A 26,164-nucleotide genomic window follows, 5' to 3' on the forward strand; every position below is an offset into this window, starting at 1 on the left:
GATATGGTGCAGGGCACCCCACCTGGCCGGGGAGGCGTGTGGGCGCCGCACATGGGCGGCGGCCCGGACGACTCAGCGGGCCTGGTCCTCGGCCGTCAGGTCGATCAGCCGGCACACCGTCTCGATGTCTATCTTCACCTGGGCGATCGACGCCCGGCCGGACAGCCAGGTGATCAGCGCCGAGTGCCAGGTGTGCTCGATGACCCGGACGGCCGAGAGCTGTTCCGGCGTCGGGTGTTCAAGCCCCATCGAGTCCAGGATGATCGTCGTGGTGAGGCGCGAGACGGTGTCCACCTCGGGGCTCACGCTGCGGTCCGCGAAGGTCAGCGCGCGCACCATCGCGTCCGCCAGATGCGGTTCGCGCTGGAGCGCGCGGAACGCCCGCATCAGGGTGTCGGCGACCCGGTCCGCCGCGTCGGCCCCGGCCGGCGGACGTTTGCGCAGCGTGCCGTGCATGTGCTGGAGCTGGTCCTGCATGGTGGCCACCAGCAGATGGACCTTGGACGGGAAGTAGCGGTACAGGGTGCCCAGGGCGACCCCGGCGGCCTCCGCCACCTCACGCATCTGGACGGCCTCGAAACCGCCCCTGCTGGCGAGTTGGGCGCTGGCGTGCAGGATGCGGCGGCGGCGGGCCTCCTGGCGTTCCGTCAGGGGCGGCGATGCCGGTCTGGCTTCCGCTGTCATGTGTCCCATCCCCGTGGCTTCTGTCCGCGACCGCGAGGAGGCGGCGGCCGGTCCGGCGGCGCACAGCATGCCAGGGTGTGTGTCGTGGCGCGAATCACCTGATCCGGCCGTTGCACCGACGCTACCTGCCGGTAGATTCGTAGCTCATTGAACGATCCGGTCTATAACTTGTTCTAGATTAGCGTGAGCGGTTACGCTCCGCGAATACGCAGTGAGAAGGGGGCCGAGTGTGACCGCTGAGGCCATAGAGTCGGGCCCCCGCACGGGCCCCGGTACGTCGGACACGGAGGCGGACCCCGCCGGCGACCGGCCGTTGCGCATCGCGCTCCTCACCTACAAGGGCAACCCCTTCTGCGGCGGTCAGGGCGTCTACGTGCGCCACCTCGCCCGCGAGCTCGCCCGGCTAGGCCACAGCGTCGAGGTGATCGGCGCCCAGCCCTACCCCGTGCTCGACGAGGGCGTCCCGCTCACCGAGCTGCCGAGCCTGGACCTCTACCGGCACCCCGACCCGTTCCGCACCCCGAAGCGTGGCGAGTACCGGGACTGGATCGACGCCACCGAGGTCGCCACCATGTGGACCGGCGGATTCCCCGAGCCACTCACCTTCAGTCTGCGTGCCCGGCGCCATCTCGCCGCCCGGCGAGGCGAGTTCGACGTCATCCACGACAACCAGACACTCGGCTACGGGCTCCTCGCCGACCTCGGCGCCCCCCTCGTCACCACCATCCACCACCCCATCACCGTCGACCGGCAACTCGACCTGGACGCCGCCCCGACCCGCCGCCGCCGCGCCTCCGTACGCCGCTGGTACGCCTTCACCCGTATGCAGAAGCGGGTCGCGCGCAGGCTGCCGTCCGTGCTCACCGTCTCCGGCTCCTCCAAGCAGGAGATCGTCGAGCACCTCGGGGTGAGCCCCGGCCGCGTCCACGTCGTGCACATCGGCGCCGACACCGACCTGTGGTCGCCCGATCCCGCGGTCGCCGAGGTCGAGGGCCGGATCGTCACCACCTCCAGCGCCGACGTACCGCTCAAGGGCCTCGTCCACCTCGTCGAGGCGCTCGCCGAGCTCCGTACCGGCCACCCGGCGGCGCACCTCGTGGTCGTCGGCCGGCGGGCCGAGGACGGACCCGTCGCGCAGGCCATAGAGCGGCACGGGCTCGGGGACGCCGTCGAGTTCGTCAAGGGCATCAGCGACGCCGAACTCGTCGACCTGGTGCGCAGCGCCCGGATCGCCTGCGTCCCCTCGCTGTACGAGGGCTTCTCGCTGCCCGCCGCCGAGGCCATGGCCACCGGCACCCCGCTCGTCGCCACCACCGGCGGTGCGATCCCCGAGGTCGCGGGCCCGGACGGCGAGACCTGTCTCGCGGTTCCGCCCGCGGATGCCGGGGCCCTGGCCGAAGCGCTCGGCCGGCTGCTCGGCGACGCCGAGCTGCGCGAGCGGCTCGGGGCGGCGGGCCGGGCACGGGTGCTCGCACGGTTCACCTGGAAGCAGGCGGCGATCGGTACCGCCGCGCTCTACCGGGAGGCCATCGCCGCCCGCGCCGCCACCGGACCCGACGGCCGTCGGTGACACCGCCCCACCCCTTGACGTCTTCGCTCTCCCGCCCTCTTCGAACCCCCGACCGCGAAAGCAGGCATTCGTGCTGACCGTGGACTTCACCCGCTTCCCGCTCGCCGCAGGCGACCGAGTGCTCGACCTGGGCTGCGGCGCCGGACGCCACGCCTTCGAGTGCTACCGGCGCGGCGCCCAGGTGGTGGCTCTCGACCAGAACGGCGAGGAGATCCGCGAGGTCGCGAAGTGGTTCGCCGCGATGAAGGAGGCGGGAGAGGCCCCGGAGGGCGCCACCGCCACCGCGATGGAGGGGGACGCGCTCAACCTGCCGTTCCCCGACGAGACCTTCGACGTCGTGATCATCTCCGAGGTGATGGAGCACATCCCCGACGACAAGGGCGTGCTCGCCGAGATGGTCCGGGTGCTCAAGCCCGGCGGCCGGATCGCGGTCACGGTGCCGCGCTACGGCCCCGAGAAGGTCTGCTGGACGCTTTCCGACGCCTACCACGAGGTGGAGGGCGGCCACATCCGCATCTACAAGGCCGACGAGCTGCTCGGCCGGATGCGCGGCGCCGGCCTCAAGCCGTACGGCACCCACCACGCGCACGCGCTGCACTCGCCGTACTGGTGGCTGAAGTGCGCCTTTGGAGTGGGCCGCGACGGCAAGGACGCAGCGCTGCCGGTGCGGGCGTACCACAAGCTGCTGGTCTGGGACATCATGAAGAAGCCGATGGCCACCCGGGTCGCCGAGCAGCTGCTCAACCCCGTCGTCGGCAAGAGCTTCGTCGCCTACGCGACCAAGCCGCACCTGCCCGCCGTGACCACCGACGCCCCGGCGAAGGCCGACGACTCCGCCAAGGCCGAGGCGTGACACTTCCCGAGCGGACCGAACACCTTGTGCTGCCCGGAGTGCTCACCGCCGGGCAGGCGACCGAGACCGTCGCCGCGCTGCTCGCCGTGCAGTGCGAGGACGGCGCGCTGCCCTGGTTCCGCGGGCACCACCTGGACCCGTGGGACCACACCGAGGCCGCCATGGCCCTGGACGCCGCCGGCGAGCACGACGCCGCGGAACGCGCGTACCAGTGGCTGGCCCGCAACCAGAACGGCGACGGCTCCTGGTACGCCGCCTACCACGACGGCGACCCGCAGCGGCCCACCGACCGCGGTCTTGAGACCAACTTCTGCGCGTACGTGGCCGTCGGCGTCTGGCACCACTACCTCGCCACCGGCGACGACGCGTTCCTCGACCGGATGTGGCCGACCGTCTTCGCCGCCGTCGAGTTCGTGCTGGGGCTCCAGCAGCCCGGCGGCCAGATCGGCTGGAAGCAGGAGGCCGACGGCACCCCGGTGCGGGACGCGCTGCTGACCGGTTCCTCCTCCATCCACCAGGCGCTGCGCTGCGCGCTCGCCATCGCGGAGTGCCGCGAGGAGCCGCAGCCCGACTGGGAGCTCGCCACCGGCTCGCTCGCCCACGCGATCCGCAGCCACCCGGAACGCTTCCTGGACAAGAGCCAGTACTCGATGGACTGGTACTACCCGGTCCTCGGCGGCGCGCTCGACGGACCGGCGGCCACGAAGCGGATCGAGGAGGGCTGGGACCGCTTCGTCGTCCCGGACCTCGGGGTGCGCTGTGTGCTGCCCAACCCATGGGTGACGGGCGGCGAGAGCTGCGAACTCGCCCTGGCGCTCTGGGTGATGGGCGAGTCCGACCGGGCCCTGGAGGTGCTGCAGTCCATCCAGCACCTGCGGGCCGGGGACGGGCTGTACTGGACGGGGTACGTCTTCGAGGGCAACCGGGCGTTCTGGCCCGAGGAGCGCACGGCCTGGACCGCCGGTTCGCTGCTGCTGGCGGTGGCCGCGCTCGGCGGGGACGAGGCGACCACCGCGGTCTTCAGCGGGGAACGGCTGCCGAAGGGGCTGGAGCCGGACTGCTGCGGCTGAACCGCGGCGGTTCCGGTGTGCCGGCCGGGCCCGTCGGCCTCAGTGGCGGATGCGGCCGGCGACCGCGTGCCCGATGAACAGGTACACGACGGCTGCGAGGCCGTAACCGGCGACGACCCTGGCCCACGCCTCGTCGAAGGTGAACAGGTCGTACGACCAGCCGGCGAGCCAGCGGGCGGTGTGCCGCACGAACTCGACCAGGTCGTTGTCCCGGTTGGCGTCGAGAAGGTACATCAGAATCCACAGGCCGAGGATGAAGGCCATGATGTCGGCCACGACGGCTATGACACGTGCTGCGGTGTTGCTTCCGTTGCCTGTTCTGTAGGACATGCCATCCGGGTTGCCGCATTCCGCCGGGTGAAACCCGGACGGCGTACCCGGGTGGCGAGCCGTCCGGGCCGGGGCAAGCCTTGCGGGGGAGCGCCGGGCCCCGGCGCCCGTCGTGATGTGCCCGGTCAGGGAGGCCCGCCGTGCCCCGTTCCGTACCGCTCCACCGGCTGCTCATGGCGCTGCTGCTGACCTGCGCCGTGCTGGTGGGCGCCACCGCGTGCGGCAGCGACGGCGACAGCGGGCCGAGCAGTAGTTCGGCGTCGCCCACCGGCACCTCGTCGGCCGAGGCGCAGAAGTTCGCCAAGACCCGTTTCGTCACCAACGCGGGGCTGGCCGCGGGCGCCACGTACCAGTGGGTCGTCAAGCCGTACCGGGCCGGCCGGTTCAAGAAGGGCGGGGACGGACGGACCTTCGCGCTCGTCAGGGCCGGGCTCGCGGGCGGCTTCGCCTACAACAGGCTCAAGGCCGCCTCCGAGAACGCCAAGGGCGACCCGCTGCTCTCGAAGGCCGTCGCACCGCTGAGCGCGGGCATCGCCTCGCTCAAGGGCCTCGCCACCAAGCTCCGCAACGGCGAGGCGGGCGACGGCGACATCGGCGCCTTCGAGAGCGTCATCGACAGCGTCAAGGACGCGGGGAAGAGCGCGGGCGCCGAGGTGAAGGACAAGGTGCCGTCCACCTCGCAGCTCGGCGGATAATCCGTGGGGTACGGCTGCGGGACAGGCCTTAGGGTGCGCGCATGAGCCTTCTTCCCCATGAGCGCTACTGCGACGAGATCGTCCTGAGGACCGAGGCGTTGAGGGCCGCGGTGAACGGCGCGGACCTCGACGCGACCGTACCGACCTGCCCCGAGTGGACGCTGCGCGACCTCGCCGTCCATGTCGGCGGCGCCCACCGCTGGGCCGGTGAGATCGTGCGCACCCGGGCCACCGAGGCGCTCCCGGAGGACCGGGTGCCGCACTTCACCCCCGACGGCGACGACCCCGCCGTGCTGGACGCCTGGCTGGCGGACGGCGCGGCCAGGACCGCCGAGGTGCTGCGTGAGGCGGGTCCCGAGCTGAAGGTCTGGTCCTGGTACCGGGACCGCAGCGCGGGATTCTGGGCCCGGCGCATGGCGATCGAGACCGTCGTCCACCAGGCGGACGCGGCCCTGACCGCGAAGGTGCCCTATGCCATGGCGCCCGACCTGGCCGCGGACACCATCGACGAATGGCTGGACATCGTCGCCTTCGCCCAGGCCGAGGGGGAACCGGAGGCCGCTGAGCTGCGCGGCGCCGGGCGCTCCCTCCATCTGCACGCCACCGACGCCCCCGGCGCCGAGTGGCTGATCGAGTTCGGCGAGGACGGCTTCACCTGGCGCCGCGCGCACGACAAGGCGACCGCGGCGCTGCGGGGGCCGCTCACCGATCTGATGCTGGTCTTCAACCGCCGCCTCGCCCCGGACAGCGACCGGGTCGAGGTCCTGGGCGACGCGGAGCTGCTGGACTTCTGGCTGGCGCGGTCGTCCTTCGGCTGACGGGCGGGGGCTCCGGCCGGTGTGCGGGGCGGGCGCCGCTGGGCCAAGCTGGAACGGCAGCCCGTCCCGTCCGGTGAGGAGGTGCCGATGGACCCGGTCCGGGCCCTGGAGCGGATCGCCTTCCTGCTGGAGCGCGGCGGGGCCGGCACCTACCGCGTCCAGGCCTTCCGCACGGCCGCCCGCACCGTCGCCGCGATGGCCGACGGGGAGGCCGTCCAGCGAGTGACGAACGGCTCGCTGGAGCGGGTCAAGGGCATCGGCCCCAGAACCGCACAGGTCGTCCGCGAGGCGGTGGCCGGCGAGGTGCCCGGCTATCTGGAGCGGCTGGAGACCGAGACCGAGGAGAGCGGACCGCTGGCCGAGGGCGGCGAGCGGCTGCTCGCGCTGCTGCGCGGCGACTGCCATCTGCACTCCGACTGGTCGGACGGCGGCAGCCCGATCCAGGAGATGGGCCGCACGGCGGCCGCCCTCGGGCACGACTGGGCGGTGCTCACCGACCACTCGCCCCGGCTGACCGTGGCCAACGGACTGTCGCCCGAACGGTTGCGCCGGCAGCTGGCCGAGATCGCCGGACTCAACGAGCGCTGGGCGCCGTTCAGGCTGCTGACCGGCATCGAGTGCGACATCAACCTCGACGGCTCCCTCGACCAGGAGGACGAACTGCTGGCACAGCTGGACCTGGTGGTCGTCTCCGTCCACTCCAAGCTGCGGATGGACCCCGGCCCGATGACCCGGCGGCTGCTCGCGGCCGTCCGCCATCCGCGGGCGAACGTCCTCGGGCACTGCACCGGGCGGCTGATCACCGGCCGGGGCCGGCCGGAGTCGCGGTTCGACTCGGACGAGGTCTTCGCCGCCTGCGCGCAGGCGGGCACGGCGGTGGAGATCAACAGCAGACCCGAGCGGCTGGACCCGCCCCGGCGGCTGCTGCGCCGTGCCGTCGAGGCGGGCACGCTGTTCGCGGTCGACACCGACGCGCACGCGCCCGGACAGCTGGACTGGCAGATCCGCGGCTGCGCCCGCGCCGAGGAGTGCGGGGTCCCGGCGGAGCGCGTCGTCACGACGTGGACGGCGGACGAGCTGCTGGCCTGGACCCGCGAGGGAAGGCTTCCTGCCGGTTCTACTGGTTGAGCTCCGCCAGCACCCGCAGGGTGTGCGGGTCGGGGGCCGTTACCAGCAGGTCGGTGACCGGCCCCTTGCGCCACAACTCCAGTCGTTCCGCGATGCGTTCACGCGGGCCGACCAGCGAGATCTCATCGGCGAACGCGTCCGGCACGGCGAGGACCGCCTCCTCCTTGCGGCCCTCCAGGAAGAGCTGCTGAATCCGCCGCGCCTCCTCCTCGAACCCCATCCGTGCCATCAGATCCGCATGGAAGTTGCGGGCTGCGGCGCCCATGCCGCCGATGTAGAAGCCGAGCATCGCCTTCACCGGCAGCAGGCCCTCCGCGACATCGTCACAGACCTGTGCGCGGGCCATCGGTGCGATCATGAACCCCTCCCGGAGGCCGGTGAGTGAGGCCTCGTACACATCGGTGCGCAGCGGCGACCAGTACAGCGGCAGCCAGCCGTCCGCGATCCGGGTGGTCTGCGCGATGTTCTTCGGCCCCTCCGCGCCGAGCAGCACCGGGAGCCCGGCCCGCAGCGGATGGGTGATCGGCTTCAGCGGTTTGCCGAGCCCGGTGGCGTCCGGGCCGTTGTACGGATGGGAGTGGAACCGGCCGTCCAGCTCAACGGGCGCCTCACGGCTGAGCACTTGGCGCACCACGTCGACGTACTCGCGGGTGGCGGTGAGCGGGCTGCGGGGGAACGGCCGCCCGTACCAGCCCTCGACGACCTGGGGACCGGAGAGCCCGAGGCCGAGCATCATCCGGCCGCCGGAGAGGTGGTCGAGCGTCAGGGCGTGCATGGCGGTCGCGGTCGGGGTGCGCGCGGCCATCTGCGCGATGGCGGTGCCCAGCCGGATACGGGAGGTGTGGGCGGCGATCCAGGTCAGCGGGGTGAAGGCGTCCGAACCCCAGGCCTCCGCCGTCCACACCGACTCGTAGCCCAGGTCCTCGGCCTCGCGGGCGAGGTCCAGATGGGCCGGGTTCGGGCCGCGGCCCCAGTATCCGAGAGCGAGTCCGAGCCGCATTCCGCTGCCTCCCAGCATTTCTGACGATGCATCAGATATAGCCGGAGGGTACGACAGCGGCCCCCCGCCCGGAAGGGGCGGGGGGCCGCTGTCACGTGTCCGTGCGCCGCGGGTCAGCCGCGCTGGATGCCCGTGGTGTCCTGGAGCACGCCACGACGGCCGTCCTGGGTCTGCGCGATGAGGCCCGGACCGTGCTGCTCGACCGCGAGGTACCAGGTACCCGGAGCCAGTTCGGCGATCGGGGCCGGCGAACCGTCCTCGCCGTACAGCGGACGGGCCACCGGAACCGCGAACCAGAACGGCGTGAAGTCACCGGCCGGCGCACCGCCGGCCGCCGGGGCCTGCTGCGCCGGCGCGCCGGCCTGCTGCGGCTCGGGCTGACCGGGCTGCTGGGCGCCGTACGGCTGCGGCTGGCCCGGCTGCTGGCCGCCGAAGGACTGCTGCGCGCCCGGGTAGCCGTAACCCTGGCCGGGCTGCGGCTGGCCGCCGTACGGCGGGTGCACGGCCTGCGGCTTCGGGGCGCCCGCGAGCGGGGCCTTGAGCGCGGGAACCAGCGGGGAGGCGACCGCACCCGCCGCCAGCACCAGAGAGGCGATCATGCCGAGGACCAGACCGGCACCGGCGTCGATCTGGCCGAGGTCGATGATCGTCCAGAACAGGTGCCACGCGGTGACGACCGTGGCGGCCACGCCGAACTGGGCGAGATCCACACCGGCGACCTTGCGCGGCTGGGGCTGCGAGCGGGAGAACACGATCAGCGCGGCACCGGCCACCCCGACCATGAAGACACCGATCGCGATGCCCAGCGAATCCCAGGAGTTCGACGCGGCAATGTTGGAGTTTCCATAGGAGTAATAGGGGAGGAGAGAGGCGATGAACAGCACGACCGCTGCTCCGATCACCACGCCATCGCCTCGAGTGAGGGAGCGGATATTCACGTGAAGGTCCTTAGTCGGTCGTCTCGTCGGGGCGGTCGTCGCTGCCACCGGTACGGCGGGCACGGCGCGAAGCTCGGGGGCGGCTCCCCATCGTACGGATGAATCTATCGTCTGCCCGGTCGGGTTGTGTCCCCCGTCCGGACGTTGGGTGGGCATCCTCCCGAATTCATCGCAGAACCACCTCCTACTACCCGTTGAGGTAGCTGGTGATGCCGTCGGCGATGCCCTGCGCGGCCTTCTGGCGCCAGCTCGCGCTGGTGAGCAGGGCCGCGTCCTTCGGATCACGCATATTGCCGCATTCGATGAAGACTTTGGGCACCGTGGACAAATTCAGTCCGCCCAGATCCTTGCGGGTGTCCAGTCCGGTATTGCCGCCGATGTAATTGGAAGGGGCACTTCCGGTAGCGCGGACGAAGAGTCCGGCGATACGCGTACCGAGATCGCGCGACGGGCCGACGATCTTCGAGGTGTCCGCGTCACCGCCGCGCACCGACGCGGGAAGAATCACATGGAAGCCCCGGTTGCCGGCCGCCGATCCGTCCGCGTGGACCGAGACGACCGCATCGGCCCCGGCCTTGTTGCCGATCCGGGCCCGTTCGTCGACACACGGGCCGAACGGCCGGTCGTTGTCGTGCGTCAGCACCACCTTCGCGCCCCGCGCCCGCAGCAGCGTGCGCATCCGGTGCGACACGTCGAGGGTGAACTCAGCTTCCGCGTAACCGGAGTTGGTGGAGGTGCCGGTGGTGTCGCACTCCTTGTGCGTGGTGCCGATGTCCACCTGCCGGCCGATCTCGGCGGTGTGCAGGTGGTTGCGCGGATTGTGCCCGGGGTCGATGACGACCGTCTTGCCCGACAGGGGCCCGGACCTGGTGCCCGGCGCGGACGGCGGGGAGGAGGCCGGCCGCTCGGAGGGGGCCGGGCTGCTGTGCACCGCCGACGGAGCGGCCGGGGCCGATGGGGAGGCCGTCGCGGGCTCCGGCGACGTGGCCGTGCCGCCGTCCGGGCCGGGCCTGGCCTGCGCGGTGCCACTGCCGCCGCCGCAGCCGGCGGCGCCCAGGCACAGCACGGTCAGCGTCGCGGCGGCGAACAGGGCCGGGCGGCGCGGGGTGGGGGGAACGCTCTCGTCGTCACGCACCCGGCGATGCTATCCGGGAGCCCGCCCGGTGTCCGGAGGCCTCAGATCCCGGGCCCGGTGCGCCGCAGGACCCGCAGCGAGTCGGTGACCGCGATCTCGGTGAACGCCCCGGAGGCCAGCGCCCGCAGATAGATCCGGTACGGGGCCTGGCCGCCGTGCGCCGGGTCCGGGAACACGTCGTGGATCACCAGCAGCCCGCCCTCGGCGACATGCGGCGCCCAGCCCTCGTAGTCGCCGTTCGCGTGCTCGTCGGTGTGACCGCCGTCGATGAAGACCAGGCCGAGCGGCCCGCCCCAGACGGCCGCGACCTGCGGGGAGCGCCCCACGAGCGCCACCACGTGCTCCTCCAGACCGGCCGCGTGCAGCGTCCGGCGGAAGGTGGGCAGCGTGTCCATCCGGCCGACCTCCGGGTCCACCACGGTCGGATCGTGGTACTCCCAGCCGGGCTGCTGCTCCTCGCTGCCCCGGTGGTGGTCGACGGTGAGGGCCGTCGCTCCCGCGCCGCGGGCGGCGTCGGCGAGCAGGATGGTGGAGCGCCCGCAGTACGTGCCCACCTCCAGCAGCGGCAGCCCGAGCGCGGCGGCCTCGGCGGCGGCCGCGTACAGGGCCAGCCCCTCCACCACCGGCATGAAGCCCTTGGCGGCCTGGAACGCGGCAAGAATCTCCGGCTTGGGCTCGGCGGCCACGGGGTTCCTCCTGGTGGGGATGCGGGGACGGGGCATGTCGACGGCGCCCCATCGTGCCGCACGCCCGGGCCGGGGCCGCGCGCGGGGGTGTGTCCGGCCGCGGGGGCGGCGAGCGCCTCCCCCGCGGCCGTCGGGTCAGCCGGTGAAGGCCAGCGACACGGGCCGGGAGGCGTTCCCGTACGCGTCGACGGCGACGACCTCCGCCCGGTAGCGGTGACCCGCCACCGCGCCCGTGACCGGGATGTCCAGGGAGTTGGGGCGCGGCATGAAGTAGAAGTCGGACAGCACCTTGGACGAGACCGCCTTCGTGCCGGTCGTCGTGTCCGTGATGTCGACCGTGTAGTGGTGGACCAGTTGGTCGTCCTTCGCCTGCGCGACCCGCAGCGCCGTGGCGCCCCCGGCGCCGCGCACCGTCGTCAGCGGCTTGCGGGTGGTGAACTTCGGGGCCACCGTGTTGCGCCGGTCGGCGGTGTAGCGGAAGTTGTCCTTGATCTGCTGGTTCGTCGAGCCCTTCAGCCGCACGGTCCAGCCGGGACCGCTCAGCGTGCCGGCGCTCGCGTACGGCGGCTGCCAGCTCGCCGACCACTGGCCGCCGGTGTAGATGTCGTGCTTGTCGGCGGCCATGTTGATCCGGTCGATCTCGGTGCGGTCCTTGTAGACCTCCACGAACAGCGCCTGCGCGGTGGGTGCCTCGAAGCGGTCCGCGAGACCGTTCTCGGTGACCATCCGGTAGCCGTGGTCGACCTCCACGTACGACATCGAACCGTCGTTGACGGAGGTGAAGTCGCCCTGGTACATGGACCGGTCGTCGTTGTTGTTGAGGTGCGAGTGGCCGGAGAAGAGGATCGCCTGCGGGAAGGCGCTCAGGTCCGCGGCCAGCCCCGGGTTGCCGGCCTGCTGGCCGTCCATCGTGGTGCCGGTCGTGGGCCGGTGGCCCTGGACCAGGACCGGCTTGCGGGAGGCTCCCGGGGCGGTGGTGAGCGCGGTCAGCCGGCTCTTCAGCCAGGCGCGCTGCGCGGTGTCGCGGTCGTACGTCTCGGTGTTCACCGTGAGCAGGTGGACGCCCCTGACGTCGGACTCGTAGTAGCCGCCGCCCGAGTCGGGGAACCAGGCCTTCGGATAGCCGGCCCGGATCGCGGCGAGGCTGTCGTCGTGGTTGCCGTTGGACATCAGCACCTGGGTGCCGGTCATGCCCTTGCGCTTCAGGTTCGCCTGGAAGATGTCGGAGACGATGCGGTGGTCCGGGCCCTTGCCGTCACCGTTGTCGTTGATCATGTCGCCGTTCGACAGGATCGCGTCCGGGTGCGGGAAGACCGAGCCGATGGTGTCGAAGAAGCTCTCGTACTTCTTGTCGTTGTTCGCGTGGTCCCCGACATGGACGTCCGACATGACGACGAAGCGGGCGAGCGGCTTCTCCTTCGTCTTGATCAGATAGCCGTACGCGACCGGCACACTGGACCGCTCGCCCCGGAAGGCGACGGCCGTGACGTTGGTGTCCTCGGCGATCCGCAGCGGCCGGCCGGGGGAGTAGGCGCGGCTCTCCCGGGTCGGGGCCGAACCGTCCAGCGTGTAGCGGACGGTGGTGCCGCGCTCGGCACGGAACTTCAGCGTCACCGCGTGGTCGTACCGGCCGCCGGGGACGCTGACACCGGGCGCGGCCGGCGGGGCGGAGGGCTGCGGCCGGGCCTGGGCCGCGGCCGGGGCGGCGAGCGCCAGGCAGGACGCGGCGATCACGAGCGGGGTGAGTCTCACGGGGGGTTCCTTGTCTGCGCGATGTCGTGGTAACGGACCGGTAACCGGTCTGAACCATCGACGTTAGGCAGTGCGAACCAGGCGGAGGGGCGCCCTGGTTGGCCTTCCGGTGAAGTGCCCGTGAATGTCCGTGGGGCGGCACTGCCGGACGCCGTACGCCCCCGCCGACGGTATCGGCGGGGGCGTACGGGAGGGGTGAGCCCGGGTCGGGGCGGGCCCCTGGCGGAGCCGTGACGCAGCGGTCAGCAGCTCTGCCAGAGTCGGGTCATGACGCGGACGCCGAAGCGCAGGCCCTCCAGCGGGACGCGCTCGTCCACGCCGTGGAACAGGCGGCCGTAGTCCAGGTCGTGCGGGAGCTTCAGGCCCTTGAAGCCGAAGCAGCGGATGCCCAGGTGGGTGAAGGCCTTGGCGTCCGTACCGCCGGGGTTGCAGTACGGCACGGGGTGGCCGTCCGGGTCCTCTGCGCGCACCGCGTCGCACATGGCGTCGACGAGCGGGCCGTCGAAGGTGGTCTCCATCGCGATGTCGTGGTTGACCCACTCGCGGCTGACCGAGGGGAGCAGCAGCTTGTCGATCGTGTCGATCAGCTCCTGCTCGTGGCCGGGCAGGAAGCGGCCGTCGACGCGGGCGGTGGCCTTGCCGGGGATGACGTTGGTCTGGTAACCGGCGTTGAACATGGTGGGGTTCGCCGAGTTCCGGAGCACCACCTGCATGAAGTCGGAGACCGGGCCCAGCTTGGCGAGGCTGCCCTCGATGTCGTTCTCGTCGAACTCCACGCCGTAGAGGCGGGCGGCCTCTTCGAGCAGGGCGCGCACCGGCTCGATCAGCCGGATCGGGAAGGTCTCGCGGCCGATCCGGGTCAGCGACTCGGCAAGGTCGGTGACCGCGTTCTCGTCGTTGGGCGACGAGCCGTGGCCGGCCCGGCCGGTGGCGGTGAGCTCCATCCAGGCCATGCCGCGCTGGGCGTTCTCGATCGGGTAGAGGCGCCGGGTGTCGTCGATCGCGAAGGAGAACCCGCCGCCCTCACCGATCGCCTCGGTGACCCCGGCGAACAGCTCCGGGCGGTGCTCGACCAGCCAGTGGGCGCCGAACTTGCCGCCCGCCTCCTCGTCGGCGAGGAAGGCCAGGACCAGATCGCGCGAGGGCCGGGTGCCGGTGCGGGCGAAGTGCCGGGCGGTGGCCAGCATGACGGCCACCGTGTCCTTCATGTCGATCGCCCCGCGGCCCCACAGATAGCCGTCCCGGATCTCGCCGGAGAACGGCGGCACCTGCCACTCGGAGGCGTCGGCGGGGACCACGTCCAGATGGCCGTGGACCATCAGGGCGCCGCGCTCCGGATCGCGGCCGGCGATCCGGGCGATGACGCTGGCCCGGCCCGGGGCGGACTCGATCAGCTCCGAGTCGATGCCCACCTCGGCGAGACGGCCCACCACCCAGTCGGCACTGGCACGCTCGTTGCTGGTGGGGTTGGAGGTGTCGAACCTGATCAGTTCGGCGCAGAGGTCGACAACCTCCGCCTGGGCCTCGTCGGAGGCCGGTACCAGGGGTGCGGTGGGTTCGGTGGTGCTCATGCTGCTCCCACGGGGGTGCTGGTGCGGGCGTCGGGGGCTGCGTTGTCCTCGCCGCCCTCGTCGTCCAGGGCGGAGGTGCCGTACGGCTTCACCCAGCCCAGCAGGCCGAGCACGCTGTACAGGACGAAGGCGGTGGCCAGCGAGTTCAGGGCCGGTATGCCGCCGTCGTAGAACTTGCCGACGCAGAAGGCCGCGATCCAGATGGCGATCGACATCGGCACCCAGGTCGGAGAGGACTTCGGCAGGGTCTCGGATTCCCGGGTGTCGTCCAGCGGCTTGCGCATCTTCTTCACGACCCAGTACTCGGCCACGATGATGCCGCCGATCGGCGGGATGGCGACGCCGAGGATCGTGAGGAACTCGGTGAAGTGGGTCATGATCCCGACCGCGGACAGGAGCGTGCCGGCGATGCCGAGGACGATCGTGACCGCGCCGCGGTGGACGCGCTTGCCGAAGACGACCTGGAAGAAGTTGACGACGCCGAGCGAGGAGCCGTACAGGTTCCAGTCGTTGATCTTGGCGGTGGACATCAGGACCACGATCACACCGAAGGCACCGGAGGTGGAGAGCACGATGTGCGAGACCTCGTTGCTCTTCACCAGGTGGCCCAGGAGCACGCCGGTCAGTCCGACGATGTACTCGGAGAGGATCATCGAGGAGGCGCTCTGCAGGAAGACGTGCGAGCCCTTGCGGTTGTAGCGGGTCATCTCGGGGGAGACGATCGCACCCGTCATGTAGCCGCCCGCGATGGCGGTGGCGGCGACGGCCAGCGGGATCGTGTCGCCGGGCGGCGGCGAGTGGATCAGGTCGCTGAACGAGTGGTCCTTGAGCGTGTTGATGACGGACCAGGCGACCATCGCGAAGAAGAGCGGCGTGACGATCTTCGCGAAGTTCGCCATGTACTTGAAGCCGAAGATCACCAGGGCGGTGATGGCGATGCCCGCTATCACGCACCACATCCAGGACGGTCCGCCGACCAGCGCCGAGACGCTGTTGCCGAAGATCGTGTTCTGGACGCCGAACCAGCCGACCAGGCTGACCGCGATGACGAAGCTGACCAGCGCGGAGCCGTTGCGGCCGAAGCCCACCCAGCGGGTCAGCATCGGGGTCGCGAGGCCCTCGCGCATACCGGCCAGGCCGATCGCGAAGATCACGATCTCCAGGATCACGGCACCGAGCGTGAAAGCGAGGAAGGCGTTGCCGAAGGTCATGCCGACGCCGATGGTGGCGCCGAGCGTGAACTGCGAGATCGAGCCGGACTGGGCCAGCCACTGGAGCAGCATGGACCAGAAGCCGAACCGCTTGTCGCGCGGGACGCGCGAGAGCGAGTAGTCGTCGCTGCCGATGCTCTTGGTCTCGTGGACCGCGGCGTCGGCCGGAGGTGCGGCAGCCATCAGGACTCCTGGGGTGTGCGGCCGAAGGTCTGCAGGTGGGACAGCGACCCGTAGCGGTTGACGAGGTTGTCGAACTCCACGGCGTCGTGGAATTCCAGGTGGCCCGCGCCGTAGGCCTTGGCGACCTCCACGGCGTAGCGGGCGGCGGACGCGATGTCGCTCTCGTGACTCGCGCCCGTGCCGCAGCCGGGCACCGCGGCGGCCGAGGTGATGGCCAGACCGATGACGGGGGCGGCCGTCGCGGTGGAGGGCTGGAGGATCGAATTGATGTGATGTGCACCGTTACCGTACGGCGTAATGTCCTGAGTCGTCACGGGGTACGTGACCAACGGCTCACCGGTCACCACGGCCAGCAGCTCGCCGAGCTGCTCGCTGACCCGGAGCACCCAGCCCTCCTTGACGGTGGGCGACAGGGCCAGGCCCTTGTGGTTGATGATCCGGTTGCCCTTGGTGGTGTCGATGGAGAGCACGGCCTCCATGGCGTCGGTCACCTCGTGGCGGTTCATGGTGGCGATGTCCACGGGCGAGCCCATGAACGGCACCGGGTCGTGCGGCTCGGTCGGTGCGTCCGGGCAGATGTGGGTGGCGACGATCACATCACCGGGCAGCACATCGCCGCGGCGGCGCATGTCGAGCAGTTTCGCGGCGGTGGCGACGGCGGAGACGGCTCCGTCGGCGTCGGAGACCAGTCCGGTCACCTCGGGCCGGGCGCCGATGCCGCCGAGCCGGCCGACCACACCGAGGGTGCGGGCGGTGCCGCCGGCGGTGCGTCCCCGTGAGCCCGGGATGCGGACCATCACGAAGTCCGTCGAGCCCCGCTCGCCGGCGACCGTGGTGACCTCCGCGGACGAGCCCTCGGCCCCAGCCACGGAGTCGAGGTACTCGACGACCGTCTTCCCATTGGCCTGCGGGTCGTCGAGGAGGTCGACGATGTCCAGTACGTACTTCAACATGGGGGGCCTTTCTCGCGCATCCATCACACCCGTCCGGCGCCCGGCAGGGAGTGGGACGCCGGACGGGGTGCTGAGAGCAGATTCGGGATCGGATAGCGTTGAGCGCAACCATTTCCCGTTATTTGCAACTCAGGTCTGAATGGTGAGATCACATGGCGGACTTCGATCTGGACCGGCGCACACCCGCCGGAGCCCTGCAAACCGTCGACCGGGCGCTCCTCGTGCTGCTCGCGTTCGAGCGGACCAGACCCGACTGGGGCGTCACCGAGGTCGCGGAGGAGTTCGGCTGGGACACCTCGGTGGCCCAGCGGCTGCTCGCCACCCTCGCGGGTCGCGGCTTCCTGGTCTCGGACCCGGCCACCCGCCGTTACCGCATCGGCCCCGCCGTGCTGCGCCTGGGCAGGCTCTGGGAGCGCTCCGGATCGCTGGAGCTGCTCGCCGGACCGGTCCTGGAGGAGTTGCGCCGGGTCACCGGCGACACCGTGCTGTTCTGCCTCCCGGACAGCTTCCACATGCGGTGCGTGGCGGCCGAGGAGGGCGAGACCGGGCCGCTGCGCTACTACCCCCTGGTCGGCGAGCTCTACCCGGCTCATGCCGGGGCGACCAGTAAGTCGTTCTACGCCTACCTGCCGGACGAGCAGCGCCACCGGCTCTTCCGGGGGCGCCCGATGGCCCGGTTCACCGAGCGGACGGTGACCGATCCGGATCTGCTGGAGCGGGAGCTGCTGAAGGTGCGCGCCCAGGGGTACGCCTGGACGGTCGGTGAGTACGACGCCGGCGTCGCGACCGTCGCCGTACCGGTCTTCCTCGGGCGCGAACCGTACGGAAGCCTCAGCCTGGGCGGCGCGGCGGAACGGTTTGAGGGGGCGCCGGAGAACCGGCTCGAAGCGTTGCGCAAGGCGGCCGAACTGCTGGAGAGGCGCCTCACTCATCCGCCGCAGCGCCCGAAACCCCGGTCCCGCCGCACCACCTGACCGGCTGCCGGGCCCCGCTCCACCCGCACGACCTGCCCCGAAGAGAACCCAAGAGGAACCCCGTGAATCTGCTCCTGCTCTCCAACTCCACCCAGCACGGCTGCGGTTACCTGGAACACGCCCTCGACACGGTCAGCGCGTTCCTGCCCTCCGGCGCCCGCCTCGCCTTCGTGCCGTACGCGCTCGCCGACTACACGACGTACACCGCACGGGTCCGCGACGCCCTGGAGCCGGCCGGCATCAGCGTCCGCGGCGTCCACGAGAACGCCGACCCGGTCGCCGAACTCGCCGCTTCCGACGCCGTGTTCATCGGTGGCGGCAACTCCTTCCGGCTGCTGAGCGCGCTCTACCGGACCGGCCTGCGCGACGCCGTGATCGAGGCGGTGCGCGACGGACTGCCGTACATGGGAGCCAGCGCGGGGACGAACATGGCCTCGCCCACCCTGCGCACCACCAACGACATGCCGATCGTGCAGCCGCCGTCCTTCGAGACGCTCGGCCTCGTCCCGTTCCAGATCAACCCGCACTACCTGGACCCGGACCCGGACAGCACCCACAAGGGCGAGACCCGCGAGGAACGGCTCACCGAGTTCCTGGAGGAGAACGACGTGCCGGTGCTCGGCCTGCGCGAGGGCTCATGGCTGCGGGTCAACGGGCGCCAGGCCCGGGTCCAGGGTGCCCGCCCCGCGCGGCTGTTCACCCGCGGCGCACAGCCGCAGGAGCTCCCGGCGGGGACGGACGTCTCTCATCTGCTCACGACCGCACCGAGGTTCGACGCGCCGGTGCGCTGACGGTCAGCACCAGATCGGTCTCGGCGGGCCGGCCGCTCGCCGGGTGCGCCGCCGGGTAGGCGCGCGGCGCGTATCCGGCGGCCGATCCGGCCAGGACGAAGCTGCCGCCGGGCGGGGCGGCGAGCGCGTACCGGCCCTCCGCGTCCGTCGTGGTGAGCCCGGCCTGCCGGCCCTGCCGGTCGATCAGGGTGACATTGGCGCCGGCCACCGGGGTCCCGTCCGCTTCGAGGACCCGGCCGCGGAAGCCGGAGCCGGGGAGCGGGAGCGGGAGGCCGGACATCCGGGCCGTCGCGTCGCCCGCGCTGCTCGCCAGCAGGACCGGCGCGGCGGCCGCCCGCTGCGACGGCAGGAACGCGGCCAGTACCAGACCGACCAGCACCGCACCCGTAGCGATCATGAACGAGGTGCGGAACCCCTGCATGCTGGGCACCGCGACCGACCCCATCTGCGTCGAGGTGTGCGCCAGCACCATGCCGATCACCGCGCTGGACACCGAGGTGCCGATCGAGCGCATCAGGGTGTTGAGCCCGGTGGCCGCGCCCGTCTCCGAGGCGTCGACGGCCCCGATGATCAGTGCGGGCAGCGAGGAGTAGGCGAGCCCGATGCCGGCGCCGAGGACCACCGAGATCACGATGGTCTGCCAGGCGGCGCTCATCAGGCCGAGCCCGGCCCCGTACCCGATCGCGATGACCGCCATGCCGAGCATCAGTGACACCTTGGGGCCGTACCGGGCGGACAGCCGGGCGTACAGCGGGGCGACGAGCATCATCGTCAGGCCCAGCGGCGCCACGCACAGCCCGGCGACCACCATCGACTGGCCGAGGCCGTATCCGGTGGACCGCGGCAGCTGGAGCAGCTGCGGCAGGACCAGCGAGACGGCGTAGAAGGCCACCCCGACCATGATCGAGGCGAGGTTGGTGAGCAGCACCTCGCGGCGGGCGGTGGTCCGCAGGTCGACCAGCGGCGCGTCGCTGCGCAGCTCGAACACGCCCCACAGCAGCAGCACCACCAGGGCGGCGGCGATCAGCCCGAGCGTGGTGGGGGAGGTCCAGCCCCAGTCGCTGCCCTTGGTGACGGGCAGCAGCAGGAGGATCAGTCCGGCCGAGAGGCCGAGCGCTCCGGTGACGTCGAACCGGCCGGGGGCCCGCAGCGAGGTCTCCGGCACGGCGAGCACGATCAGCCCCATGGCCAGCACGCCGAGGCCGGCCGAGCCGAAGAAGAGGGTGTGCCAGTCGGTGTGCTGGGCGACCAGGGCGGCGGCGGGCAGCGCGAGTCCGCCGCCCACCCCGATCGAGGAGCTCATCAGGGCCATGGCCGAGCCGAGCTTCTCGCGCGGCAGCTCGTCGCGCATGATGCCGATGCCCAGCGGGATGGCGCCCATGGCGAAGCCCTGGAGCGCACGGCCCACGATCATGATCACGAGGTCGTCGGTGAAGGCGCATATCAGGGAGCCGACCACCATGACGGCGAGGCTGGCCAGCAGCATCTTCCGCTTGCCGTTGAGGTCTCCGAGCCGCCCCATGATCGGCGTGGAGACGGCTCCGGCGAGCAGCGTCGCCGTCATCACCCAGGTGGCGTTGGACGGGTCGGTGTGGAGAAGGACGGGCAGGTCCTTGATGACGGGGACGAGCAGGGTCTGCATCACCGCCACGGTGATACCCGCGAAGGCGAGCACGGGGACGATCCCCTTGCCCGCCTTCGACGTCCGCGGATCGGGAAGCTCCGCGGGCTGCTGTTCGTGCGTCGTCTGTGGCATACGTGCGGCCTCCGGGCAGCGGAAGAGGAAAGAGCGGGAAGGCGTGCGGGCGGTGCGGCGGCCGGCACCGGCCACCAAGTGTGTGCAGGGTGAAACCTTCCGCATGTCCGAGGTATTCCGGTGAACGCGGTACGAACAGGACACGGTCACGGCCCGGAACGTCCGTCCGGCCGGAAACAGATGCCCATCTGACCTTCCGTCAGATTGGAACGTGTTCTACTCTTGCGCCGTTCCAGTGGCTGCGACCGGCGAGGATCCGCATGGGCATCGGAATCACCGAAGAACACAGGGAGCTCGCGCAGGCCGTACGAGGGTGGCTCGCGCGGGCCGTACCGCCCGGGGAAATACGCAAACTCCTCGACGCGGACGCCCCCACTGCCACCGGCGCACGCCCCGAATACTGGGACGGGCTGGCGGAACAGGGCCTGCTCGGCATCCATTTGCCCGAGGAGTACGGGGGAGGAGGCGGCGGACTGCTCGATCTCGCCGTCGTCCTCGAAGAGGCGGGACGGGCCGCACTCCCCGGCCCCTACCTGGCGAGCGCCCTCGCCTCGGCGGTGCTGCACGCGTCGGCGCCGGAGGCGTCCGGGCTGGCGCGGGACCTCGCCGCCGGCCGGCGCATCGGCGCCGTCGCCCTCGGCCCCGGCAGCCTCACCGCCGTCGAGCAGGAGGACGGCCATCTGCTCGACGGCGAACTCCCGCCGGTGCTCTGCGCCGACGGGGCGGATCTGCTGCTGCTCCCCGCCGCCTCGGTCACCGGCACCCGCTGGTTCGCCGTCGACACCGCCGCGCGGGGACTGTCCGTCCGCCCGCACCGCAGCGCCGACCCGACCCGCCCCACCGCCGAGGTCCGGGCCGAGGGGGTCCTGGTCCCCGCCGGGCGGCTGCTGCCCACCGACTCGGGACTCGTCCGCGACCTCGCCGCCGTCCTGTTCGCCGCCGAGGCGTGCGGCACCGCGGCCCGTTCGCTGGACACCGCCACCGAACACGCCAAGGTGCGCGAGCAGTTCGGCCGCCCCATCGGACAGTTCCAGGGCGTCAAGCACCTCTGCGCGGACATGCTCGTCCGGGTCGAACAGGCCCGCGCGCTGGTCTGGGACGCCGCCCGCGCGGCCGACGAGGCACCGGAGGTGCGGGGCATGGCCGCGGCCCTCGCCGCGTCGAGCGCCCTGGACGCCGCGTACGGCTGTGCCAAGGACGCCATCCAGATCCTCGGCGGAATCGGCTTCACCTGGGAGCACGACGCCCATCTGTACCTGCGCCGGGCCCTGGTGGCACGGCAGTTGCTGGGCTCCGGGGACGTCCACCGGCAGCGCGCCGTCCGGCTGGCCGCGGCCGGGGCGCGCCGCGGGCTCACCCTGGAGCTCCCGGCGGAGGCCGCCGCGCACCGGGCGGCTGCCCGCGAGGCCGTCGCCGCCGCCCGGGGCCTGGACCCGAAGGCAGCCCGCCGTGCCCTCGCACCCACCGGCTACGCCGCCCCGCATCTGCCCGCGCCCTACGGCCTGGACGCCGGCCCCGTACAACAGCTAGCCGTGCAACAGGAGTTGCGCGAACAGGGGGTGAAGCTGAGCGACCTCCAGATCGCCACCTGGGTGGTGCCGTCCCTCATCGCCCACGGCACTCCCGAGCAGCAGGACCGCTACCTCCTGCCGACCCTGCGCGGCGAACTCCTGTGGTGCCAGCTGTTCTCCGAACCCGGCGCGGGCTCCGACCTCGCCTCGCTGCGCACCCGGGCCGAACGGACCTCCGAGGGCTGGCGGATCAACGGCCAGAAGGTGTGGACGAGCGCCGCCCAGTGGGCCGACCACGGCATCCTGCTCGCCAGGACCGACCCGGACGCCCCCAAGCACCGGGGGCTCGGCTACTTCCTCGTCGACATGAAGAACACCGAAGGCATCGACATCCGCCCGCTCAAGGAGATCACCGGCGACTCCCTCTTCAACGAGGTGTACTTCGACGACGTGATCCTGCCCGCCGACGCACTGGTCGGCGAGGCCGACGGCGGCTGGCAGGTCGCCCGCAACACCCTGGGTAACGAACGCGTCCACATGGCCGACCAGATGACCTTCGACACCGGTCTGGAAGCCCTGATCGAGCGCTCCGCCGGACTCGACGGCGCCTGCCGGGCCCGGATCGGCGCACTCGCCGCCGAGGCCCACGCACTGGCCTGCATCGGGCTGCGCACCACCCTGCAACAGGTCTCCGGCCTCGAACCGGGCGCGGGCGCCTCCGTACGCAAGCTCGTCCAGACCGCCCACCAGCAGAAGGTCGCCGAACTCACCCTCGAACTGCTCGGCCCCGCCGGTGCGGTGGCCGAGGGGGCCGGGGAGCGGGCCGTGCACGGATTCCTGATGTCCCGCTGCCTGACCATCGCGGGCGGCACCACCCAGGTTCAGCTCAATGTCGTCGCCGAGCGCATCCTCGGCCTGCCGAGGGACTGAGAGGGCCCCATCAGCCCCCTCCGAAAGGACACACCATGAAGGCATACATCGTCGGCGTCGGGATGACGAGGTTCGAGAAGCCCGAGACCCGCGACTGGCAGTACTGGGACATGGCGAAGGAGGCCGGCACGGCGGCGCTCGCCGATGCCCGCGTCGCGTACGAGGACGTTCAGCAGGCGGCCGTCGGCTACTGCTTCCAGCCCTCCACCGCCGGACAGCGCGCCGTGTACGAACTCGGCCTGACCGGGGTACCCGTCTACAACGTCAACAACAACTGCGCCACCGGCTCCACCGCGCTGATGATGGCCCGGCAGTTCGTCGAGGGCGGCGGCAGCGACTGCGTCCTGGCGCTCGGCTTCGAGAAGATGGCGCGCGGATCGCTCGGCGGCGGCGGATCCGACGGCGGCGCGGGTGATTTCAAGACGTCCCCGGTCGCCCGGCACTACGGGATCATGGCCGCCGCCCACGGCTTCGAGATGACCCCGCCCACCGCCCAGATCTTCGGCAACGCGGCCCGTGAGCACATGCAGAAGTACGGCACGACCGAGGCGCAGCTCGCCGCCGTCGCGGCCAAGAACCACCGCCACTCGGCCGGCAACCCGTACGCCCAGTTCCAGGACACCTACACGGTCGACGAGGTCCTCGCCGCCAAATCCGTTCACCGCCCCCTGACCCGGCTCCAGTGCTCGCCGACCTCCGACGGGGCGGCAGCAGCGGTCGTCGTGTCGGAGCGCTTCGTCGACCGGCACGGGCTCGGCGAGCGGGCCGTCGAGATCGCCGCCCAGGCCATGACGACCGACACCGAGGCCTCCTTCGCCTCCGGCACCTGCATCGACGCGGTCGGACTGCCCATGTCGCGGGCCGCCGCCCAGCAGGTGTACGCGGCCTCCGGTCTCACCGCGGCCGACCTCGACGTCATCGAACTCCACGACTGCTTCTCCATCAACGAACTCCTCACCTACGAGGCGCTCGGGCTGTGCGGCGAGGGCGAGTCCGGGGCACTCGTCGAGTCCGGCGCCACCACCCACGGCGGCCGCTGGGTGGTCAATCCCTCCGGCGGCCTGATCTCCAAGGGGCACCCGCTCGGCGCCACCGGAATCGCCCAGGCCGCCGAACTCACCTGGCAGCTCAGGGGCGAGGCCGGTGCCCGCCAGGTGCCGGACGCCCGCACCGCACTCGCCCACAACATCGGGCTCGGCGGCGCGGCCGTGGTGACACTCCTGCGCCGCTGAGGACGGGCGGGTCCGCGGGGCCCGGTGGGGCGCCGGTCCTGCGCGCCGGACCGCACCCCGCACGGTCCGGAAACCGATGTACGGGGCGCGGGGCGGCTGCGAGTATGACGCCATGGTTGACGTCTCGACGCCCACACGCCGCAGCGCCCGGCCCCGTACCCGCACGTGGGCGGTGGTGCTCGCCGCCTGCGTCGGCCAGTTCCTCGTCGTCCTCGACGTGTCCGTCGTCAACGTGGCCCTCCCGTCCATGCGCACCGACCTGGGGCTGAGCGCCGCCGGACTCCAGTGGGTGCTCAACGCCTACTCGATCGCGTTCGCCGGATTCATGCTGCTCGGCGGGCGGGCCGCCGACATCTACGGCCGCAAGCGGATGTTCCTGGTCGGCCTCGGACTGTTCACTGCCGCCTCCCTGGGCGGCGGACTCGCCCAGGAGGGCTGGCAGTTGCTCGCCGCGCGCGCCGCGCAGGGGCTCGGCGCCGCCGTGCTCGCCCCCGCGACCCTCACCCTGCTCACCGCGGCCGTTCCCGAAGGGCCCGCCAGGACGAAGGCCATCGGCACCTGGATGGCGGTCGGTGCGGGCGGCGGCGCGGCCGGCGGACTGATCGGCGGGGCGCTCACCGATGCACTCTCCTGGCGGTGGGTGCTGCTGATCAACGTGCCGGTCGGCGTCCTCGCCCTCACCGGCGCCGCGATCTGGCTCGCCGAGGGGCGCACGGCCGAGCGGAGCCGTATCGACTTCCCGGGCGCACTGCTCGTCACGGCGGGCCTGGCCTCCGTCGCGTACGGCATCGTGCAGACCGAGGAGTCGGGCTGGACCGCGGCCGCGACCCTGCTGCCGCTGCTGGGCGGACTGGCGCTGCTCGCCCTGTTCGTCCTGGTGGAGGCCCGCACGGCGAAGCCGCTGATGCCGCTGAGGGTGCTCGGCGCGCGGGCGGTGGCCTCGGCGAACGTGGCGATGTTCGTGATGGGCTCGGCGACGTTCTCCATGTGGTACTTCATGACCGTGTACGCGCAGAACGTGCTGGGTTACACCGCGCTGGAGGCCGGACTCGCCCTGATGCCCACCTCGGTGGCCGTCGTGGTCGGCTCCACGTGCGCCCCGCGGCTGATGGCCCGGGTCGGAGCGAAGAACCTGGCGCTCGTCGGCACGGTGGTCGCCGCCGCGGGCTTCGGCTGGCAGTCCACGATGACCGCCGACGGCGGCTACCTCACCTCAATCTGCCTGCCCGGCGTCCTGATGATGGCCGGCACCGGCCTCGCGGCCACCCCGCTCGCCTCGCTGGCCACATCGGGCGCGGCCCACGGCGAGGCCGGGCTGGTCTCCGGACTCGTCAACACCTCCCGCACGATGGGCGGCGCGCTCGGCCTGGCCGTGCTCTCCACGGTCGCCGCCGCCCGCACGGACGGCGGAGCGGGCCCGGCCGACCTCACGGCCGGCTACGCCCTGGCCTTCCGGACGTCGGGCTCGGTACTGCTGGCCGGCCTGCTGCTGATGATCTTCTGGCTGCCGCGCCACCGGCCAGTACAGCACTGAGCCGGCCCCACGGGTCCGGCCCTCAGAGCCAGCCCTGCTGCCGTGCGGCCCGGACCGCCTCCATCCGGTTACGGGTGGAGGTCTTGCCGATGGCCGACGACAGGTAGTTGCGTACCGTCGACTCCGACAGATGCAGCTTCAGCGCGATGTCCGCGACCGTCGCCCCGTCCACCGAGGCCATCAGTGCATCACGCTCCCGGGCGGTCAGCGGACTGGGGCCCGCGCTCAGCGCGGCGGCGGCCAGCGCCGGGTCGATGACGGTCTCCCCGGCCAGCACTCGCCGGATCGCCACCGCGAGCTCCTCGACCGGCCCGTCCTTCACCAGGAACCCCGCCGCCCCGGCCTCCATCGCCCGCCGCAGATACCCGGGCCGCCCGAACGTGGTGAGGATCAGCACCCGGCAGTCCGGCACCTCGTCCCGCAGATCGGCGGCCGCGTCCAGACCGCTGCGCCCCGGAAGTTCGATGTCCAGCAACGCCACATCGGGCCGCGCCGACACGGCCGCCGTCACGATCTCGTCCCCGGCCCCCACCTGGGCCACCACCTCGATGTCCGGCTCAAGACCGAGCAGCAGGGCGAGCGCGCCCCGCATCATCCCCTGGTCCTCGGCGAGCAGCACTCGTACGGACTTGGACGGCCGGTGATCCTGCGGCATCTCGTTCACGGGGGACAGGGTATGGCCGGTGGCCTGTCGGGGTGATGCGACGCGGGTCCGGGGCACGCGAAAGCCCGGTGATCGCGAAGCCCGCCGGCCCCACGGCGGCCGACCTGTGATCGCCATGATGGTCCGTCACCGACAGGCCGCCTGAGCTGCTGTTGATGCGATTCGTCGCCGCCTGATGGAACCGATTCGCTGCAA

The 26,164-nt window shown here is 71.8% G+C and carries 23 protein-coding genes; 11 read left to right on the forward strand and 12 right to left on the reverse strand.

Annotated elements, in window-relative coordinates; all coding sequences use genetic code 11:
* Positions 1–72: 72 nt before the first annotated feature.
* On the reverse strand, positions 73–684 hold the full coding sequence (locus OG322_RS26910) for a TetR family transcriptional regulator (protein WP_123470492.1): 612 nt from the start codon (positions 682–684) through the stop codon (positions 73–75).
* 229 nt (positions 685–913) lie between these two features.
* Between OG322_RS26910 and OG322_RS26915 the strand changes: the two genes are divergently transcribed.
* The 3 genes from OG322_RS26915 (at position 914) to OG322_RS26925 (ending at position 4,177) form a co-directional block, all read left to right on the forward strand.
* Positions 914–2,254 (forward strand): glycosyltransferase family 4 protein, encoded by a 1,341-nt coding sequence (locus OG322_RS26915; protein ID WP_123470490.1) that lies wholly within the window; start codon positions 914–916, stop codon positions 2,252–2,254.
* 70 nt (positions 2,255–2,324) lie between these two features.
* A complete protein-coding gene (locus tag OG322_RS26920) occupies positions 2,325–3,107 on the forward strand; it encodes a class I SAM-dependent methyltransferase (RefSeq protein WP_123470488.1) in 783 nt (260 codons plus the stop codon).
* Entirely contained in the window at positions 3,104–4,177 is a 1,074-nt protein-coding gene (locus OG322_RS26925) for a prenyltransferase (protein WP_123470485.1), read from the forward strand. The genes OG322_RS26920 and OG322_RS26925 overlap by 4 nt, the downstream gene beginning before the upstream one ends.
* A 39-nt stretch (positions 4,178–4,216) precedes the next feature.
* On the opposite strand, the gene OG322_RS26930 is transcribed toward OG322_RS26925, so the two are convergent.
* Entirely contained in the window at positions 4,217–4,507 is a 291-nt protein-coding gene (locus OG322_RS26930) for a hypothetical protein (RefSeq protein ID WP_123470483.1), read from the reverse strand.
* A 140-nt stretch (positions 4,508–4,647) separates the two neighbouring features.
* On the opposite strand from OG322_RS26930, the gene OG322_RS26935 reads away from it, so the two are divergent.
* The 3 genes from OG322_RS26935 (at position 4,648) to OG322_RS26945 (ending at position 7,148) form a co-directional block, all read left to right on the forward strand.
* Entirely contained in the window at positions 4,648–5,202 is a 555-nt protein-coding gene (locus OG322_RS26935) for a hypothetical protein (RefSeq protein WP_329307060.1), read from the forward strand.
* Between the two features lie 41 nt (positions 5,203–5,243).
* The gene (locus OG322_RS26940; protein WP_329307061.1) at positions 5,244–6,020 is read left to right on the forward strand and encodes a maleylpyruvate isomerase family mycothiol-dependent enzyme; all 777 of its coding nucleotides are present in this window, start codon (positions 5,244–5,246) and stop codon (positions 6,018–6,020) included.
* Between the two features lie 87 nt (positions 6,021–6,107).
* Positions 6,108–7,148: a PHP domain-containing protein gene (locus tag OG322_RS26945; RefSeq protein WP_123470476.1), complete on the forward strand. Its 1,041-nt coding sequence runs from the start codon at positions 6,108–6,110 to the stop codon at positions 7,146–7,148.
* On the opposite strand, the gene OG322_RS26950 is transcribed toward OG322_RS26945, so the two are convergent.
* From OG322_RS26950 to OG322_RS26985, 8 genes are all read right to left on the reverse strand, one after another.
* Positions 7,138–8,148 (reverse strand): LLM class F420-dependent oxidoreductase, encoded by a 1,011-nt coding sequence (locus OG322_RS26950; RefSeq protein WP_123470474.1) that lies wholly within the window; start codon positions 8,146–8,148, stop codon positions 7,138–7,140. The genes OG322_RS26945 and OG322_RS26950 overlap by 11 nt on opposite strands.
* Positions 8,149–8,261: 113 nt before the next feature.
* Positions 8,262–9,053, reverse strand: coding sequence for a hypothetical protein (locus tag OG322_RS26955; protein WP_123470472.1), 792 nt, complete (start codon positions 9,051–9,053; stop codon positions 8,262–8,264).
* Positions 9,054–9,273: 220 nt separating this feature from the next.
* Entirely contained in the window at positions 9,274–10,221 is a 948-nt protein-coding gene (locus OG322_RS26960; protein ID WP_123470470.1) for an N-acetylmuramoyl-L-alanine amidase, read from the reverse strand.
* A 41-nt stretch (positions 10,222–10,262) separates the two neighbouring features.
* Positions 10,263–10,943, reverse strand: a complete 681-nt coding sequence (locus tag OG322_RS26965; protein WP_329307062.1) for a class I SAM-dependent methyltransferase — start codon at positions 10,941–10,943, stop codon at positions 10,263–10,265.
* Positions 10,944–11,042: 99 nt separating this feature from the next.
* Entirely contained in the window at positions 11,043–12,659 is a 1,617-nt protein-coding gene (locus OG322_RS26970; RefSeq protein ID WP_266412118.1) for a chitobiase/beta-hexosaminidase C-terminal domain-containing protein, read from the reverse strand.
* A 242-nt stretch (positions 12,660–12,901) separates the two neighbouring features.
* On the reverse strand, positions 12,902–14,230 hold the full coding sequence (locus OG322_RS26975) for a M20/M25/M40 family metallo-hydrolase (RefSeq protein ID WP_123470467.1): 1,329 nt from the start codon (positions 14,228–14,230) through the stop codon (positions 12,902–12,904).
* Positions 14,227–15,624, reverse strand: a complete 1,398-nt coding sequence (locus OG322_RS26980) for a cytosine permease (protein WP_123470465.1) — start codon at positions 15,622–15,624, stop codon at positions 14,227–14,229. The genes OG322_RS26975 and OG322_RS26980 overlap by 4 nt, the downstream gene beginning before the upstream one ends.
* The gene (locus OG322_RS26985) at positions 15,624–16,577 is read right to left on the reverse strand and encodes a DUF1177 domain-containing protein (protein WP_123470463.1); all 954 of its coding nucleotides are present in this window, start codon (positions 16,575–16,577) and stop codon (positions 15,624–15,626) included. The genes OG322_RS26980 and OG322_RS26985 overlap by 1 nt, the downstream gene beginning before the upstream one ends.
* A 152-nt stretch (positions 16,578–16,729) precedes the next feature.
* On the opposite strand from OG322_RS26985, the gene OG322_RS26990 reads away from it, so the two are divergent.
* Positions 16,730–17,551: an IclR family transcriptional regulator gene (locus tag OG322_RS26990; RefSeq protein WP_123470461.1), complete on the forward strand. Its 822-nt coding sequence runs from the start codon at positions 16,730–16,732 to the stop codon at positions 17,549–17,551.
* 62 nt (positions 17,552–17,613) lie between these two features.
* Complete coding sequence (gene pepE / locus OG322_RS26995) at positions 17,614–18,342, forward strand: dipeptidase PepE (protein WP_124283909.1); 729 nt, start codon at positions 17,614–17,616, stop codon at positions 18,340–18,342.
* Here pepE and OG322_RS27000 read toward each other — a convergent pair.
* Positions 18,305–20,098, reverse strand: coding sequence for an MFS transporter (locus OG322_RS27000; protein WP_266412123.1), 1,794 nt, complete (start codon positions 20,096–20,098; stop codon positions 18,305–18,307). The two genes, pepE and OG322_RS27000, sit on opposite strands and share 38 nt — an antisense overlap.
* 260 nt (positions 20,099–20,358) lie before the next feature.
* On the opposite strand from OG322_RS27000, the gene OG322_RS27005 reads away from it, so the two are divergent.
* The 3 genes from OG322_RS27005 (at position 20,359) to OG322_RS27015 (ending at position 25,305) form a co-directional block, all read left to right on the forward strand.
* Entirely contained in the window at positions 20,359–22,539 is a 2,181-nt protein-coding gene (locus tag OG322_RS27005; protein WP_123470455.1) for an acyl-CoA dehydrogenase, read from the forward strand.
* 35 nt (positions 22,540–22,574) lie between these two features.
* Entirely contained in the window at positions 22,575–23,771 is a 1,197-nt protein-coding gene (locus tag OG322_RS27010; RefSeq protein WP_123470453.1) for a lipid-transfer protein, read from the forward strand.
* A gap of 112 nt (positions 23,772–23,883) precedes the next feature.
* Positions 23,884–25,305, forward strand: a complete 1,422-nt coding sequence (locus tag OG322_RS27015; protein WP_329307063.1) for an MFS transporter — start codon at positions 23,884–23,886, stop codon at positions 25,303–25,305.
* Between the two features lie 22 nt (positions 25,306–25,327).
* Here OG322_RS27015 and OG322_RS27020 read toward each other — a convergent pair whose 3' ends face one another.
* A complete protein-coding gene (locus tag OG322_RS27020) occupies positions 25,328–25,960 on the reverse strand; it encodes a response regulator transcription factor (RefSeq protein WP_329307770.1) in 633 nt (210 codons plus the stop codon).
* Positions 25,961–26,164: the final 204 nt, after the last annotated feature.

Source organism: Streptomyces sp. NBC_01260 (genome assembly GCF_036226405.1).
GTDB lineage: Bacteria > Actinomycetota > Actinomycetes > Streptomycetales > Streptomycetaceae > Streptomyces > Streptomyces laculatispora.

Excerpts from the sequence above, each read along its gene's own strand:
- OG322_RS26910 (WP_123470492.1), bottom strand. The coding sequence starts at position 684 with ATGACAGCGGAAGCCAGACCGGCATCGCCGCCCCTGACGGAACGCCAG.
- OG322_RS26930 (WP_123470483.1), bottom strand. The coding sequence starts at position 4,507 with ATGTCCTACAGAACAGGCAACGGAAGCAACACCGCAGCACGTGTCATA.
- OG322_RS26940 (WP_329307061.1), top strand. The coding sequence starts at position 5,244 with ATGAGCCTTCTTCCCCATGAGCGCTACTGCGACGAGATCGTCCTGAGG.
- OG322_RS26945 (WP_123470476.1), top strand. The coding sequence starts at position 6,108 with ATGGACCCGGTCCGGGCCCTGGAGCGGATCGCCTTCCTGCTGGAGCGC.
- OG322_RS26950 (WP_123470474.1), bottom strand. The coding sequence starts at position 8,148 with ATGCGGCTCGGACTCGCTCTCGGATACTGGGGCCGCGGCCCGAACCCG.
- OG322_RS26965 (WP_329307062.1), bottom strand. The coding sequence starts at position 10,943 with ATGCCCCGTCCCCGCATCCCCACCAGGAGGAACCCCGTGGCCGCCGAG.
- OG322_RS26975 (WP_123470467.1), bottom strand. The coding sequence starts at position 14,230 with ATGAGCACCACCGAACCCACCGCACCCCTGGTACCGGCCTCCGACGAG.
- OG322_RS26980 (WP_123470465.1), bottom strand. The coding sequence starts at position 15,624 with ATGGCTGCCGCACCTCCGGCCGACGCCGCGGTCCACGAGACCAAGAGC.
- OG322_RS26985 (WP_123470463.1), bottom strand. The coding sequence starts at position 16,577 with ATGTTGAAGTACGTACTGGACATCGTCGACCTCCTCGACGACCCGCAG.
- OG322_RS26990 (WP_123470461.1), top strand. The coding sequence starts at position 16,730 with ATGGCGGACTTCGATCTGGACCGGCGCACACCCGCCGGAGCCCTGCAA.
- OG322_RS27000 (WP_266412123.1), bottom strand. The coding sequence starts at position 20,098 with ATGCCACAGACGACGCACGAACAGCAGCCCGCGGAGCTTCCCGATCCG.
- OG322_RS27005 (WP_123470455.1), top strand. The coding sequence starts at position 20,359 with ATGGGCATCGGAATCACCGAAGAACACAGGGAGCTCGCGCAGGCCGTA.
- OG322_RS27010 (WP_123470453.1), top strand. The coding sequence starts at position 22,575 with ATGAAGGCATACATCGTCGGCGTCGGGATGACGAGGTTCGAGAAGCCC.
- OG322_RS27015 (WP_329307063.1), top strand. The coding sequence starts at position 23,884 with ATGGTTGACGTCTCGACGCCCACACGCCGCAGCGCCCGGCCCCGTACC.
- OG322_RS27020 (WP_329307770.1), bottom strand. The coding sequence starts at position 25,960 with ATGCCGCAGGATCACCGGCCGTCCAAGTCCGTACGAGTGCTGCTCGCC.